The following is a 14470-nucleotide window of genomic DNA, read 5'->3' as shown; positions in this document are numbered from 1 at the left end:
AGGCTCAAGATGGATACCTCAATCATCACGGACCGTTTCGATATCTGGACGGAGGATGCCCTTGGCTGGATCGGCGATAATGGCGAAGGGCTGTTCGATTTCGTCAGCCGGCTGCTTGAAGGCAGCTATGACGGCATCCTGTGGCTGCTCCAGCTTGCCCCGCCCGTCGTCATCGCACTCATCGCAGCCCTGCTGGGCTGGCGGCTGATCAACCTGGCGGCCGGCATTCTCGCCGGCGTCGCGTTGCTTTTCTGCGCGACGATGGGGCTGTGGGCCGAAACCATGAGCACCCTGGCGCTTGTCACGACGGCAACGATCCTCGCTCTGCTGGTCGGCATTCCGCTCGGCATTATTGCGGGATTCACCAAATCGCTCGACCGGGTGCTCGAACCCATTCTCGATCTGATCCAGACCATGCCGCCTTACATCTATCTCCTGCCTGCGATCGCCCTCCTGGGCTACGGACCGGCGACGGCGCTCATCGCCACCTTCATCGTCGCCATGCCGCCCGCGATCCGGCTGACCTCGCTCGGTATCCGCATGACGCCACGGGAATTCATCGAACTGGGTCACGCAAGCGGACTGACGCCGTGGCAGATGTTCATGAAGATCAGGCTGCCGTTCGCTATACCCAGCGTCATGGCTGGCATCAACCAGAGCCTGATGATGGCTTTCGGCATGGTCGTCATCGCGGGTATCGTCGGTTCCGGCGGCCTCGGCGAAACGATCTACGGGGCGGTACGCACGCTGGATATCGCCACCTCCATCAATGCTGCGATCGCAATCGTCATTCTGACCATGGTGCTGGACAGGCTTACACAAAGCGCGACCAGTCGCGCCAAGGCAGGTGCAAGATGAACTTCGATTTCTTCAGATTTTCTCCGGGCATCTATCTCGCACCCGCCGTGGACTGGCTGAATACCAATTTCCACCCGTTTTTCGCCGCTGTAACCAACCTCATCGAAAGTGTTCTCGGTGCGATCGAGGCCGTGCTGCTCTATCCGCCCGCTTTTGCCCTGATTGCGATCGCGACGTTGCTCGCCTTTTTCGCCATCAATCTCAAGGCCGCAATCGTAACGATGCTTGCGCTTGCCTTCTGCTTTTTCGCCGGCCTGTGGACACAATCCATGCAAACCCTGGCGCTGGTCACGGTTGCCGTCATCATTTCGGTGTCGATCGCCTTTCCGCTCGGCATACTGGCGTCCCGCAATAAACGTTTCGAGACAGCCCTCCGCCCACTGCTTGACATCATGCAGACCGTACCGCCATGGGTCTATCTCATCCCGGCGGTCATGATCTTCAGCCTGGGCCGCGTGCCCGCGATCATCGCCACGATCGTCTACGGCGTGCCGCCAATGCTGCGCCTCACCACACTCGCCTTCAACCAGGTGCCGAAGGACTTGCTCGAACTTGGACAGGCGAGCGGCGCCTCGCCCCGAGCGATCCTCCTCAAGATCGAAATCCCCTCCGCCACGCCCACGCTTCTGGTCGGCCTCAACCAGTGCATCCTGCTGTCGCTGGCCATGGTCGTTCTTGCCGGCCTTGTCGGTGCCGGTGGACTGGGCGCTGAAGTCACACGCGGTTTGACGCGCATGGAAATGGGGCCGGGCCTAAGAGCCGGACTGGCCATCGTCGCCATCGCCATTCTCCTCGACCGGCTGTCCAGGGGCGCGCTGCAAGGTCGCGGGGGCATCAGGCGGAGATGAGGCCCGGCACTAGGGAGAGACAGACACATGCGCCACAGCTTCTTCTGCATCGATTCCCACACCTGCGGAAATCCCGTTCGTCTCGTTGCCGGGGGCGGTCCGCTGTTGCCGCATCTTCCGATATCCGAGCGTCGCGACCTGTTTGTCCGCAACCATGACTGGGTACGGCAGGCATTGATGTTCGAACCCCGCGGACACGACATCATGTCAGGCGCGGTCATCTATCCGGCCTACCGCGACGACTGTGATTTCGCCGTGATCTTTATCGAGGTCAGCGGATGCCTGCCCATGTGCGGTGCCGGCACGATCGGCCTTGTTACGGCGGCGATCGAGGAGGGTCTGGTAACGCCGAGGATTCCGGGAAGGCTTTCGATCGAAACGCCGGCGGGAAAAGTCGACATTCAGTACGACAAACCCGGCGAGTTCGTCGAATCCGTCCGCATCTTCAACGTCGCCAGTTACCTTCATGCGGCCGATGTGGAAGTGAATGTTCCCGGCCTCGGCAAACTCGTCGTCGATATCGCCTATGGCGGCAACTATTACGCGGTGATCGAGCCACAAGTCGGCTGGCCCGGTCTCGACGGCATGACAGCCGGGGATGTCGTTGATCTCAGCCAGAAATTGCGCGACGCGCTTGGCACCATTTGCGATCCGGTTCATCCCGACGACGAACGGATACGGGGCGTTCATCACGCCATCTGGTGTGACAGGCCGGTTTCCGCCGAGGCGGATGGGCGCGGCGCGGTGTTCTACGGCGACAAGGCCATCGACCGTTCGCCAGGCGGCACGGGCACGTCGGCTCGAATGGCGCAATTGCACGGCAAGGGCCGCCTGAAAGCCGGCGAAACATTCCGTCAGGAAAGCCTGATCGGCACGATCTTCGAAGGCAAGGTCGAAGAAGAGACAACGGTCGGCAGCTTCAGTGGCATCAGGCCCAGCATCGGCGGCTGGGCGCGGATCATTGGGCACAACACGATATTCGTTGACGATCGTGACCCGCTCGCTCACGGATTTCAGGTCAGATAGGGAGTGTTCATCTGGTCCGGCAAGGTCGCTGCTGAGCAGCTAGCATATAGGTACGGAACTATCTTTCGAGAACAGCAGCGCCAGATCGGACGAGGGGGATACTACATCAAGCCGAATTGTCTGCGGGCGACAACTCATATTCCACCGGGTGCGCCGAGACTCGACCCGTCGAAGAAGCGGGAGTAGCGATAGGGGCGGGGATCGGAGATCGGCACATCGCCGGTGATGATGTCGGCCGCCAGGTGGCCAGCCGCCGGCCCCAGGCCAAAGCCGTGCCCACTGAGACCCGCTGCCACGAAGAACCCCGGCAGGGATGGCACTTGAGAAATCACCGGCATGGCATCAGGCATCGTGTCGATCCAGGCACCCCAAGCCTCCGCGACTTCCACATTCTTGAGTGCCGGATAAATCGCTTTCGCTTGCGCAACGGTTGCGTGAACCATTTTTGCATTGGGAGCGGGATCCAGCACGCGGATGCGTTCGAATGGAGAGATGGAATCGAAATTCCAGCGCGTAAGCGCTTCCGGACCCTCGAAGAATGAGCGGCCCATACGAATACGCAGAGCCTTCATGTGTTTTTGGAACATGGGGAGAAACTGGGTCGCGTAGCGAAGGCCCTGCGGTGTGATCTCGACAGTCCCGCGTCCACTAAGGGCCATCGTGTAGCTGCCATCCAGACGGCGGGTCAGTGTGATTTCGGGGTTGTAAAAACCGCCCTTGACGATATCGGCGGTTGGCTTGGTCCGCAGCGTCGTCTGGCGAACGCCTGCCTGCGGTAAGTCTATTCCATGCCGCCGGCAGAACATGGAAGCCCAGGCACCTCCTGAACACAGAACCATGTCGGCATGGATCAGGCCTTTCTCGGTGATGACGCCCGATACCCTGCCGCCGCTGATATCGAGGCCGCGTGCGGCACAATCCTGATGAATAACAGCACCATTCTGCCGGGCGCCCTGCGCCAGGACGGGCGCGGCGCGGGCAGGTTCCGCCTTGCCGTCGGTCGGGGAGTACACGCCGCCAATCCAGTCCCTGGTGCTGCCGGGGGTCATTTCTCTTGCTTGCGCGGCGGTGAGCATGTGGGTTTCGAAGTCGAACTGGCGCGCCACCTCACGCCACCGCTCCCATTGCTCCACGTCGGCCGAGCGGGTGGACGCATAGACCAACCCGTTACGACGAAAGCCCAGATCCTCGCCGATCTCTTCGCCGAGACGATCCCAGAGTTGCATGCCCTTCATGGCAAGCGGCAGTTCGCGAGCGTCGCGATTTTGCTGGCGGCACCAGCCCCAGTTGCGGCCGGATTGTTCGCCTCCGATCCAGCCTTTTTCGACCAATGCGACCTTGTATTTGCGTTTGGACAGGAAATAGGCAGCCGCACTTCCGACAATGCCGCCGCCGATCACGACGACATCAACTCTTTCCGGAAGCCGTTGGTCGCTTTGAATTCTGTGAATTGTGGGGCTCATTATCCTACCGCTCCAAATCAGTCTGGGGTCGATGCAAAATCAAACTGCGCGCCGAGTTCGGAGAGAGGGAACATGGAGGTCATCAGTCATGGCTTTGTGATCCTGCGAATGAAGCACCGATTGTAGCCAACCTGTCCTTCAGACGCTATTTAACAGCCTTGCATGTTGTATTAAGATCGACCTTCATGATCACATCTCAGGACCTCGAATTTTTTCGCATCGTCAGCACCGCCCAATCATTGGCAGCGGCGGCGCGGGCGCTCGACGTGACACCATCGGCTGTGACCCAGCGGTTACAGCAATTGGAGCAACGGCTGGGTGTACGGCTGTTGGAGCGTACCAGCCGTCGATTGCACCTGACCGAGGAGGGGCAGTTGTTGGCGCAACGCGGCGTCGAAATCCTCACCAATATGGAGGAGATGACCGAACAGCTGTTGGAGCGTCGCCAGGTCGTGACGGGGCATTTGCAGGTGGCCGCGCCCTTCGGCTTTGGCAGGCTTTACATCGCGCCTGCGATGGCGCAGCTGCGGGAGCAGCACCCTGAGGTCAAGCTCACTTTGTCACTGTTTGAGGATCCCGTCAGCCTGCGCAGCGATGCCTGGAACGTATTGATCCATGTTGGGCCGCTGACGGACTCCAGCCTTATCGTCCATCGGCTTGCGCCCAACCGCCGTATCCTCTGCGCCGCACCATCGTATCTTGAGCGGCATGGTGTGCCCGATCGGCCAGAGACCTTGAACCAACACGCCTGCGCCGTTATTCGGGAAGACCACGCCGATGTTACATTGTGGCGGTTCAGCCATCAGGAAAAGCCGCCATTGACCTTGCGAATCCAACCCGCGATGAGCAGCAATGATGGCGAGGTTATCAAGCAATGGGCACTAGCTGGACTTGGCATCATCATACGCTCGGAATGGGACGTTGCCGAGGATTTGCGCAGGGGGCGTCTTGTGGCGTTATTGCCGGACTGGCAACTGCCGGATGCCGATGTCGTGGCACTGCTGGACAACCGTAGTGGTCGCGTTGCGCGCACGGTCTGTTTCCTGCAGATATTGAAGCAGCAGTTTCAGCCAGTGCCGTGGCGAGTTCAGCACGACTAAGTTCAGGGATAGAAACCCAGGATAGACTTGATCTCCAGATATTCTTCCATGCCCTCGGTGCCATATTCCCGACCGTTGCCGGATTGCTTGTACCCACCAAAGGGCGCATTGGGGTCCCACGCCGGATAATTGAGATGCACCTGTCCGGATCGAATCTGCTCCGCCACTATTCGCACAGTTTGAAGGTCCGTCCCCTGAACATGGGCTCCCAGACCGTAGACCGTATCGTTTGCGATCTCTATCGCCTCTTCGAGCGTATCGTAAGAAATAATGGACAAGACGGGTCCGAAGATTTCCTGCTGGGCAATTTGCATTTTCGGATCTACGTCTGAAAAGATCGTGGGCCGCACGTAAAAGCCGGTATCCAGGCCGTCGGGTCTGCCGGTCCCCCCCACGACAAGTTTGGCGCCCTCATCCATGCCGATCGATATCATCCGCTGAATTCGGTCAAACTGCGCGTGATTCGCGACCGGGCCGTGTGTGGTATGCTCCGATAACGGGTCGCCGACAACTATTTCCAGAGCCGCTGCCGCTGCCAGTTCCTCGATGTGTTTTTGGTGCGAGCGCGGCACGATCATGCGGGTCGGCGCGCTGCAGGACTGCCCCAGATTTCGAAACGCCGCAGCGACGCCCAAAGGCACGGCCCGCGTCATATCGGCATCCGCAAGGATGATGTTCGGCGATTTTCCGCCGAGTTCCTGGGCCACCCGTTTTACTGTCGGAGCCGCCGCCTGTGCGACCAAAATTCCGGCCCGGGTCGAGCCGGTGATGGAAATCATGTCCACGTCGGGATGTGCGGACAAGCCAGCGCCGACGATGGTGCCTTCGCCGTTGACGAGGTTGAAAACGCCAGGCGGAAAGCCGGCATCTTCGATGATTTCGGCAAACAGCAACGCACTAAGGGGCGAAAGCTCGCTCGGCTTCAAAACCACCGTGCATCCCGCCGCCAAAGCCGGGCCGACCTTCGCGGTTATCTGGTACAACGGCCAGTTCCACGGTGTGATCAGGCCGCATACGCCGATCGGCTCGCGGAGGATCGCCGTATGCCCCCGTTGCGAAAGAAACGAATAGCTGGCCGCATTGTCGCGAGCCACCTTGATATGTTCGGCAGCAAGGGGAACTTGAACGCTTCGGGCATAATTGATCGCCGCGCCCATTTCCATCGTCAAAGCTTGCGCCAGAAGTTCCAATCTCTGTTGCATCAGCTGATGGACGCGATTGAGAAGTTCCGACCGGTCTGCCGGACCGGTTCGAGCCCAGCCGGCGAAAGCGCCTCTTGCAGCTGCAACAGCGAGCGCAACGTCTTCATCATTACCGAGCGCTATTTCTGCAAATTCCAGCTCGGTGGCAGGATTAATGACGGCGACCTTGTCTGAGCCGCTGGGAAGGACCCATTTGCCATCGATGTAAAACTTCTTTAGCCGTCCGGATTGTTGCAGGTGCTGAAGAGGTGATGTCATCGGCCGCGATCCTCCGTTCAATTATTCGCTGAGAGCGGCGTTTCATGTGCGCCGCGTTTGGCAAGCAAGTGGCGGGCGATGTAAAGATCCTGCAACGACAAACCGGAACTATCGAAGATGGTGATGGCACTATCGGAGGAACGGCCCGGCCGACGCCCCGCCAGCACATCGCCCAGCGCTGTGACTTCCAGATCGGGAGCGGCATGCTGGAATTCGCCGATGCTGCGCGCCTGTTCGGGAAGATCGCAAAACAGGTCGCCGCGGGCAAACAGTGCCGGCGGTAATTCCTGTTTGCCGCGGGCATCGGACCCCATGCTGGCGACATGCGTTCCAGGCCGGACCCAATCGGCTTCGAACAATGGCGCCCGTGACGATGTCGCAGTGACGATGATGTCCGCTTCCGCGCAAGCATTTTGCGGTGCAGCCACCTCGGCATTCAAGCCATGTTGGCGCAATGCGGATCGCATCTCTTCAGCCTGTTCGCCGTTGCGTGCAACGATCATCACACGGCGAAGAGAGCGCACACGCGCCAAAGCCATGCATTCGTAGCGCGCTTGATGACCCGCGCCGAAGATCGCAAGCGTTTCGGCATCCCGGCGCGCCAGTTGGTCTGCCGCAACAGCATCGGCGGCGGCGGTACGGTAGGCATTGACTGTGCCCGCTTCCATCGCCGTGCCGATCCGTCCGGTGTCTTGATCGAACAGCAGGATAAGCGAATTATGCCGACTGAGGCCAAGGTCGCGGTTTCCTGGCCAGTAAGAGCCGACTTTCAGCCCGGCCAACTCGACTGTTGCGGCTGCCTTGACCGAAAAGCGGTTGTTGGTCGAGGAACCATGGCCGAGTACGACTGGAAAAGACGCGGTCGCTTCGTCGCAAGCCGCGATCAGCGCTTCCCATGCAGCGGTAAAGGCCAGATCATGCGTTACAAGCGTTGCGGATTCTTCTTCGGATATGAACAGCATGGCAACCTCCTTACCAGCCGCTGAAGCGGGGCCACTGGGCAAGCGTCGTGGAGCCGCCAGCTGGCAGCACCGTATAGCTGGCGAATTGCGCACCAGTGGCGCAGGCATGATTGGGCAAAATGCGAAGCTGGGTTCCAAGCGGAAAATCTGGCAAACGTGCCGAGCTTCCAGGCCTCAGAGCCAGAATACCATGTTCCTGGTTCGCGGATTTAACGATCAGATCGTCAATCACATCGCCATGAATGTCACAAACGACGCCATATGCCTGATCGACCGCCTGGCTCGCCGTGCCGCGATCACGCGACAGGGCCATCCAGCCGGCATCCACAATAATCCAGCCGCGTTCCTTCTGATGGCCGATCACTGTCGTCAGCACGGAAAGCGCGATATCGTCCAAGCTGCAGACGCCAATGCCAGCCATAACGAGATCAAAAAAGACATATACCCCGGCCCTGACTTCCGTGACGCCGGACAGATCACGGGCGAAATGGGCTGTCGGCGTCGAACCGACACTGACCGTCGGACAAGGCAGTCCTGCGGCTCTCAAGGCTTCCGCCGCAGTGACGGCAGCCAGGCGCTCGCGCTCCGCGAAGGCGGCCAGCGCTTCGGCACCCACCACGCCATAGCTTTCGCCGGCGTGAGTAACGACACCGCGCAGCACAGCGCCTTCCTCGTGCAAGATACGGCCAATATCGATCAAGGCGGGATCGTCCGGCTTCAAACCCGCGCGGTGACCATCCGAGTCAATCTCAATCAACGCAGGGATGCCATCTTTCGCCCGGCGGGAGGCCTCAACCACGGCTCTTGCTTGTTCGGGCGTGTCCAGCACGACGGAAAGATCGCAGCCGCCAGCACGAAGCGCAAGCACCCGGTCCAGTTTTTGCGGCCCGATGCCGACGGCATAGAGGATATCCCGCACGCCTGCCGACGCGAAAACTTCCGCCTCCTTCAGCGTCGAGACGGTAGCCGGACCGTTGCCGCTCGAGAGGATACGCTTCGCGGCATCAACCGATTTCACCGTCTTGAGGTGCGGACGTATCGAGACGTTCAAACTGTCGAGATGCCGCTGCAATCTGGAGATGTTCCGCAACATGCGTGCTTCGTCAACAATGAGGCTAGGGGTGGAAATCTTACTGATCGCGTCGGCGTTTGTCATAACTGCAGATCCTTCAACTGGGGAGACTGTAGCCCATACGACATTCACCTGCTATTTAATGGCTCTACATATTGTATTAAGTTGGAGCTTCATCAACTGCTCGCTAGGCAGTCACGCGACTGCATGCGGCCGTGGACGAGGCCGCCCGCAACCCGAGAAGAAATGATGCGCGTTCGCCCGCGCTCTTTAGGCCCGCCTCCAACCGCAAAACAGAGCATTCCACTGAAATTGTACGAAAAAGAGCAGGGAAATCTGCTTGGCAAGACCATACTGGTGTTTCCAGCGATGTGAGACACATGATGCAGCTGAAAGCACCCTTTTTCTCGGACAATGCCACCGACCTTCCCTTCTGGTGGGAGGAGGCGCGCCCGTCGCCCGTCCAGACTGATGATCTTCCGTCGTCTACCGAGGTAGCCATCATCGGTGCTGGCTTCACCGGCCTTAACGCAGCTCTTGTCCTTGCGCGGGCTGGCAAGCAGGTCAGCGTGTTTGACGCGGACGAGCCAGGCTATGGCGCGTCGTCGCGAAACGGCGGATTCCTCGGCCCCGGCTGGGCCTTCTTCGACACCGGAATGCAGTACGGCGCCGACACGGCGCGGCAAATCGTCGAGGAAAGCTTCCATTCGCTCCAGCACGTCAAGGATGTCGTCGCGATGGAAAAGATCGACTGTGATCTCAAGGAGGTCGGATATTTCAAAGGCGCTATGACGCCTCGGGTCTATGACGCCATCGGTCGCAACATGGACCGCATTCGCAAGATCATCCCCTGCAACGTCTATATGGTGCCGCGCTCCGAGCAGCACAAAGAGATCGGCTCCGACCTTTATCACGGCGGCGTCGCCATGCCCGGATATTGCGGCATTCATCCGGCCAAGTATGTGAAAGGCCTTGCCGAGGCCGCCAATCGTCTCGGCGTGAAAATCTACAGCAACGCGCGCGTTTCAGACCTGGAGGGAAAAAATGGGGGATTTTCCTTCAAAGTCGGCTCGCGGACAATTGCGGCGCGACAGATCCTGCTTGCTGCGAACGGCTATAGTGGCTCGCTTCTGCCACACCTGAAGCGCCGTATCATCCCAGTGGGAAGCGGTCTGATCGCAACCGAACAACTCCCCGTGGAGGTCATGGACCGCCTGATGCCCAAGCGGCAGATGCTGGCTGGCAGCCAGCGCGTCGTCACCTACTACCGCCCCTCCCCCGACAACACGCGCATCGTCTTCGGCGGTCGGGTTCTCAACATGAGCGGCGCCCACGAAAGCGCCGTTGCGAATGCCAAATATATTCGTAGCCTTCTGCTGGCGGTGTTTCCTGAACTGGCATCGGCGAAGATTACCAACTACTGGCATGGTCAGCTCGGTTTCACCTTCGACCATCTGCCACACGTGCAGACGATCGACGGGATGTATTTCGCCGGCGGGTACAACGGGACGGGCGTTGCCCGCGCAAGCTGGCTCGGAAGCAGGGTCGCCTACGAAATGCTCGGCTCCGATCTTGGGAAAACTGTCTATCGCAATCTCCCCTTCGACGGGCGTCGGTTTTACAACGGCAAGCCTTACTTCCTTCCTTTGGCAGTGTGGTATTACGGCATGCTGGACAAATGGGATCAGCGATAACGCCGGTTATTCCTTTTGACGATCCGGCTTGAAGTCACGCGCGATGATCGCCCCCGACGCCTATGAATTCCCGTTGAGCAGTGCGGCGACCGCTATCATCCGCCAGCAGATTCTTCTTTGCTGCCCTTCCAGTTGATGTGCGCTGATAAAGCAGAGCCGTCCCGCAAGTTGCAGGACGCCCTCACCTCATGTGACTAGGTCGGTTGACCCGGATGCCGTTACATGAACGACTGGTTTGCGACAGCGTATGTATGAAACCTCCCAACCGAAATCGGCAGAGGACCCCGCGCCATCGATACAGCGTCACTCACCCTCTCAATCCTAGTTCTTCCAACCAGTTGCTGAGCCCGTCCTGTTCATGGACGTCGATGCGGACGAATTGGCCGCGAAGTCCGCTAAGCAGTGCCGTGATGAGAAGCTTGGCACCCTCGTCGCTTTGCGTCGCTACGGGACCGATGACGTAGCCACGTCCAAAGCGGCGAGCAATCGCGTAACCGGTAGATTTACCGTCCTCGCACAACAGAACTGCCTCGCCAACCTTGAGTAATTCGCGGATAAGCTTTTCCCGCGGCATGCCGTACGCTTTACGGTCAAGATCGAGTATTCCGTCAGCGTCCTCTTCATCGGCCGCGCGTACGATGTCGGCCGAGCGCTGCGGCATCCACGCTCGACCGATCATCAGCCGGGATTGAACACGCCCGGCCCCTCGCGCCATGCGTTACCATTTTTTTGAAGCAACATCCTTCAAAATGGCGCTGTCCAGCATCACCTCGGCAAGCAACGTCTTCAGCTTGGCGTTCTTATCTTCAAGGCGCTCTGAACGCAAAAAGGGCTCCGAGTTTCCTCGGAGCCCTTTTGATATTGGGTTTAAATTTTGGTTGCGGGGGCAGGATTTGAACCTGCGGCCTTCAGGTTATGAGCCTGACGAGCTACCGGGCTGCTCCACCCCGCGTCCAGCGCATTCGGCAAGGCCGAATGTCGCGGTTACGTCGTTGCTTTAGCGACGACGGATCTTTGCCGGAGATAAATTGCGGCACAATTTATCTCCTTTAAGGGGCGCACAAGATTTTGTACGCCATTTCATTGCCTTTAAAGCCCTGCCTTAAACGACGAAAGGCCGCTTGGATAGCGGCCCTTGGTGTCGGCTGGGCCGAGGTATGTGAATGAGAAGATTTTGAGTTGCGTTTTGCAGACCTGGCAGCGACCTACTCTCCCGCGTCTTGAGACGGAGTACCATTGGCGCTGGGGCGTTTCACGGCCGTGTTCGGAATGGGAACGGGTGCAGCCGCCCCGCGATAACCACCAGGTCGGCAAAACGCAACATTGTTCATGTTTTAACATGGACTGTTGTTTTCGAGAAGCTGGCAGACTTTCGTCTGATTTAATTTAACACGTCTTTCTGTGACTGGTCTGTTTGCCTGCCTTACTCGAGATCGAGCTTGGCAGCCATACAGGACGCTAGTCCGTCGCCAATCGTTTGGCGCGCCGTCTGCAGCGTAGTGGCCGAAGGCCACGTCAGCGTGAAGACAGAACAGATGTCATCGACCTTTGTTCGATGAACATAATCAATGGGAACGAAGAAGTCGATCGAGCTATTAGTAACGGTAAGCTTCACACATTGCTGTGCTTCCACACCCGTCCTATCAACGTGGTCGTCTTCCACGGCTCTGATAGGGAACACTCGTTTTCAGGTTGGTTTCCCGCTTAGATGCCTTCAGCGGTTATCCATTCCGTATATAGCTACTCTGCTATGCCCTTGGCAGGACAACAGATCCACCAGAGATACGTCCATCCCGGTCCTCTCGTACTAGGGACAGATCCTGTCAATATTCCTACACCCACGGCAGATAGGGACCGAACTGTCTCACGACGTTCTGAACCCAACTCACGTACCGCTTTAAATGGCGAACAGCCATACCCTTGGGACCTGCTCCAGCCCCAGGATGCGATGAGTCGACATCGAGGTGCCAAACAACCCCGTCGATATGGACTCTTGGGGGTCATCAGCCTGTTATCCCCGGCGTACCTTTTATCCGTTGAGCGATGGCCCTTCCACACGGGACCACCGGATCACTATGACCGACTTTCGTCTCTGCTCGACTTGTCAGTCTCGCAGTCAGGCGGGCTTATGCCATTGCACTCGACGACCGATTTCCGACCGGTCTGAGCCCACCATCGCGCGCCTCCGTTACTCTTTCGGAGGCGACCGCCCCAGTCAAACTACCCACCATACACTGTCCCGGATCCGGATAACGGACCGCGGTTAGACATCCACGAAGATAAGGGTGGTATTTCAAGGATGGCTCCACACGAACTGGCGTCCATGCTTCAAAGCCTACCACCTATCCTACACATGCCTTGGCGAATGCCAGTGTAAAGCTATAGTAAAGGTGCACGGGGTCTTTCCGTCTGACCGCAGGAACCCCGCATCTTCACGGGGAATTCAATTTCACTGAGTCTATGTTGGAGACAGCGGGGAAGTCGTTACGCCATTCGTGCAGGTCGGAACTTACCCGACAAGGAATTTCGCTACCTTAGGACCGTTATAGTTACGGCCGCCGTTTACTGGGGCTTCAGTTCAGAGCTTGCACCCCTCCCTTTAACCTTCCAGCACCGGGCAGGCGTCAGACCCTATACGTCGTATTGCTACTTCGCAGAGCCCTGTGTTTTTGATAAACAGTCGCTACCCCCTGGTCTGTGCCACCCCATCATACTTGCGTACAAAAGGGTCACGCTTCTTCCGAAGTTACGCGTGCAATTTGCCGAGTTCCTTCAACATAGTTCTCTCAAGCGCCTTGGTATACTCTACCTGACCACCTGTGTCGGTTTCGGGTACGGTCTATACGGTGGAGCTATTTCCTGGAACCTCTTCGCCGCACATTCAATCCAGTAAGAATGTACAACACACGAGATCCGTCACTACCACCAGGCCCACGAATATTAACGTGGTTCCCATCGACTACGCGTGTCCGCCTCGTCTTAGGGGCCGGCTAACCCTGCTCAGATTAACTTTAAGCAGGAACCCTTGGTCTTTCGGCGAGGGAGTCTCTCACTCCCTTTATCGTTACTCATGTCAACATTCGCACTTCCGATATCTCCAGCAGCCCTCACGGGTCCGCCTTCACAGACTTACGGAACGCTCCGCTACCACTGAAGCAACCCGAAGGTTGCCACAATCCTCAGCTTCGGTGCATGGCTTTAGCCCCGTTACATTTTCGGCGCAAAGACCCTTATTTAGACCAGTGAGCTGTTACGCTTTCTTTAAATGATGGCTGCTTCTAAGCCAACATCCTGGTTGTTTTGGGATCCTCACATCCTTTCCCACTTAGCCATGACTTGGGGACCTTAGCTGGAGGTCAGGGTTGTTGCCCTTTTCACGACGGACGTTAGCACCCGCCGTGTGTCTGCCGACTAGTACTCCTCGGTATTCGGAGTTTGGTTAGGATCAGTAAGACGGTGAGTCCCCATAGCCCATCCAGTGCTCTACCCCCGAGGGTATTCGGTCGACGCTCTACCTAAATAGATTTCGCGGAGAACCAGCTATTTCCGAGTTTGATTGGCCTTTCACCCCTAGCCACAAGTCATCCCAATCTATTGCAACAGATACGGGTTCGGCCCTCCAGTTGGTGTTACCCAACCTTCAGCCTGCTCATGGCTAGATCACTCGGTTTCGGGTCTAATGCAACTAACTAAATCGCCCTATTCAGACTCGCTTTCGCTGCGCCTACACCTACCGGCTTAAGCTTGCTAGTTACACTAAGTCGTTGACCCATTATACAAAAGGTACGCCGTCACCCAACCTACTAAAAGGCTCGGGCTCCGACTGTTTGTAGGCATCCGGTTTCAGGTTCTATTTCACTCCCCTCGTCGGGGTGCTTTTCACCTTTCCCTCACGGTACTTGTTCGCTATCGGTCATGCACGAGTACTTAGGCTTGGAGAGTGGTCTCCCCATGTTCAGACAGGATTTCACGTGCCCCGCCCTACTC

At 58.1% G+C, this 14470-nt stretch carries 10 protein-coding genes, 1 tRNA gene and 2 rRNA genes (1 of these 13 only partly in view); 5 read left to right on the top strand and 8 right to left on the bottom strand.

What is annotated here, in order from left to right; all coding sequences use genetic code 11:
- Positions 1-9: 9 nt before the first annotated feature.
- The 3 genes from ATU_RS18435 to ATU_RS18425 are packed head-to-tail and all read left to right on the top strand — an operon-like array spanning position 10 to position 2732.
- Positions 10-858: an ABC transporter permease gene (locus tag ATU_RS18435; RefSeq protein WP_010973454.1), complete on the top strand. Its 849-nt coding sequence runs from the start codon at positions 10-12 to the stop codon at positions 856-858.
- The gene (locus ATU_RS18430) at positions 855-1706 is read left to right on the top strand and encodes an ABC transporter permease (RefSeq protein WP_010973453.1); all 852 of its coding nucleotides are present in this window, start codon (positions 855-857) and stop codon (positions 1704-1706) included. The genes ATU_RS18435 and ATU_RS18430 overlap by 4 nt, the downstream gene beginning before the upstream one ends.
- A 27-nt stretch (positions 1707-1733) precedes the next feature.
- Complete coding sequence (locus ATU_RS18425; RefSeq protein ID WP_010973452.1) at positions 1734-2732, top strand: 4-hydroxyproline epimerase; 999 nt, start codon at positions 1734-1736, stop codon at positions 2730-2732.
- Positions 2733-2866: 134 nt separating this feature from the next.
- Here the strand turns inward: ATU_RS18425 and ATU_RS18420 are convergent, their stop codons facing one another.
- On the bottom strand, positions 2867-4195 hold the full coding sequence (locus ATU_RS18420) for an NAD(P)/FAD-dependent oxidoreductase (protein ID WP_010973451.1): 1329 nt from the start codon (positions 4193-4195) through the stop codon (positions 2867-2869).
- 185 nt (positions 4196-4380) lie between these two features.
- On the opposite strand from ATU_RS18420, the gene ATU_RS18415 reads away from it, so the two are divergent.
- Positions 4381-5295, top strand: a complete 915-nt coding sequence (locus ATU_RS18415) for a LysR family transcriptional regulator (RefSeq protein ID WP_010973450.1) — start codon at positions 4381-4383, stop codon at positions 5293-5295.
- A gap of 2 nt (positions 5296-5297) precedes the next feature.
- On the opposite strand, the gene ATU_RS18410 is transcribed toward ATU_RS18415, so the two are convergent.
- From ATU_RS18410 to ATU_RS18400, 3 genes are read right to left on the bottom strand one after another with little or no spacing between them, the layout of a single operon-like run.
- A complete protein-coding gene (locus tag ATU_RS18410; protein WP_010973449.1) occupies positions 5298-6755 on the bottom strand; it encodes an aldehyde dehydrogenase family protein in 1458 nt (485 codons plus the stop codon).
- Between the two features lie 17 nt (positions 6756-6772).
- On the bottom strand, positions 6773-7717 hold the full coding sequence (locus ATU_RS18405) for an ornithine cyclodeaminase family protein (protein WP_010973448.1): 945 nt from the start codon (positions 7715-7717) through the stop codon (positions 6773-6775).
- 10 nt (positions 7718-7727) lie between these two features.
- Positions 7728-8873, bottom strand: a complete 1146-nt coding sequence (locus ATU_RS18400) for a DSD1 family PLP-dependent enzyme (RefSeq protein WP_010973447.1) — start codon at positions 8871-8873, stop codon at positions 7728-7730.
- A 131-nt stretch (positions 8874-9004) separates the two neighbouring features.
- Between ATU_RS18400 and ATU_RS18395 the strand changes: the two genes are divergently transcribed.
- On the top strand, positions 9005-10483 hold the full coding sequence (locus ATU_RS18395; RefSeq protein ID WP_236762311.1) for an NAD(P)/FAD-dependent oxidoreductase: 1479 nt from the start codon (positions 9005-9007) through the stop codon (positions 10481-10483).
- Positions 10484-10790: 307 nt separating this feature from the next.
- Here ATU_RS18395 and ATU_RS18390 read toward each other — a convergent pair whose 3' ends face one another.
- The 4 genes from ATU_RS18390 to ATU_RS18370 all read right to left on the bottom strand — a co-directional run.
- The gene (locus ATU_RS18390) at positions 10791-11144 is read right to left on the bottom strand and encodes a GNAT family N-acetyltransferase (protein WP_141652186.1); all 354 of its coding nucleotides are present in this window, start codon (positions 11142-11144) and stop codon (positions 10791-10793) included.
- A 214-nt stretch (positions 11145-11358) separates the two neighbouring features.
- A tRNA-Met gene (locus ATU_RS18380) sits at positions 11359-11435 on the bottom strand.
- 240 nt (positions 11436-11675) lie between these two features.
- Positions 11676-11790: ribosomal RNA gene (gene rrf / locus ATU_RS18375) — 5S ribosomal RNA — on the bottom strand.
- A 267-nt stretch (positions 11791-12057) separates the two neighbouring features.
- Positions 12058-14470, bottom strand: a 23S ribosomal RNA gene (locus ATU_RS18370) (it continues 409 nt past the right edge of the window).

It is taken from the genome of Agrobacterium fabrum str. C58, from assembly GCF_000092025.1.
GTDB lineage: Bacteria > Pseudomonadota > Alphaproteobacteria > Rhizobiales > Rhizobiaceae > Agrobacterium > Agrobacterium fabrum.
Note: the sequence above shows the minus strand (reverse complement) of the source record. Positions and strands in the feature narration are given on the sequence as shown.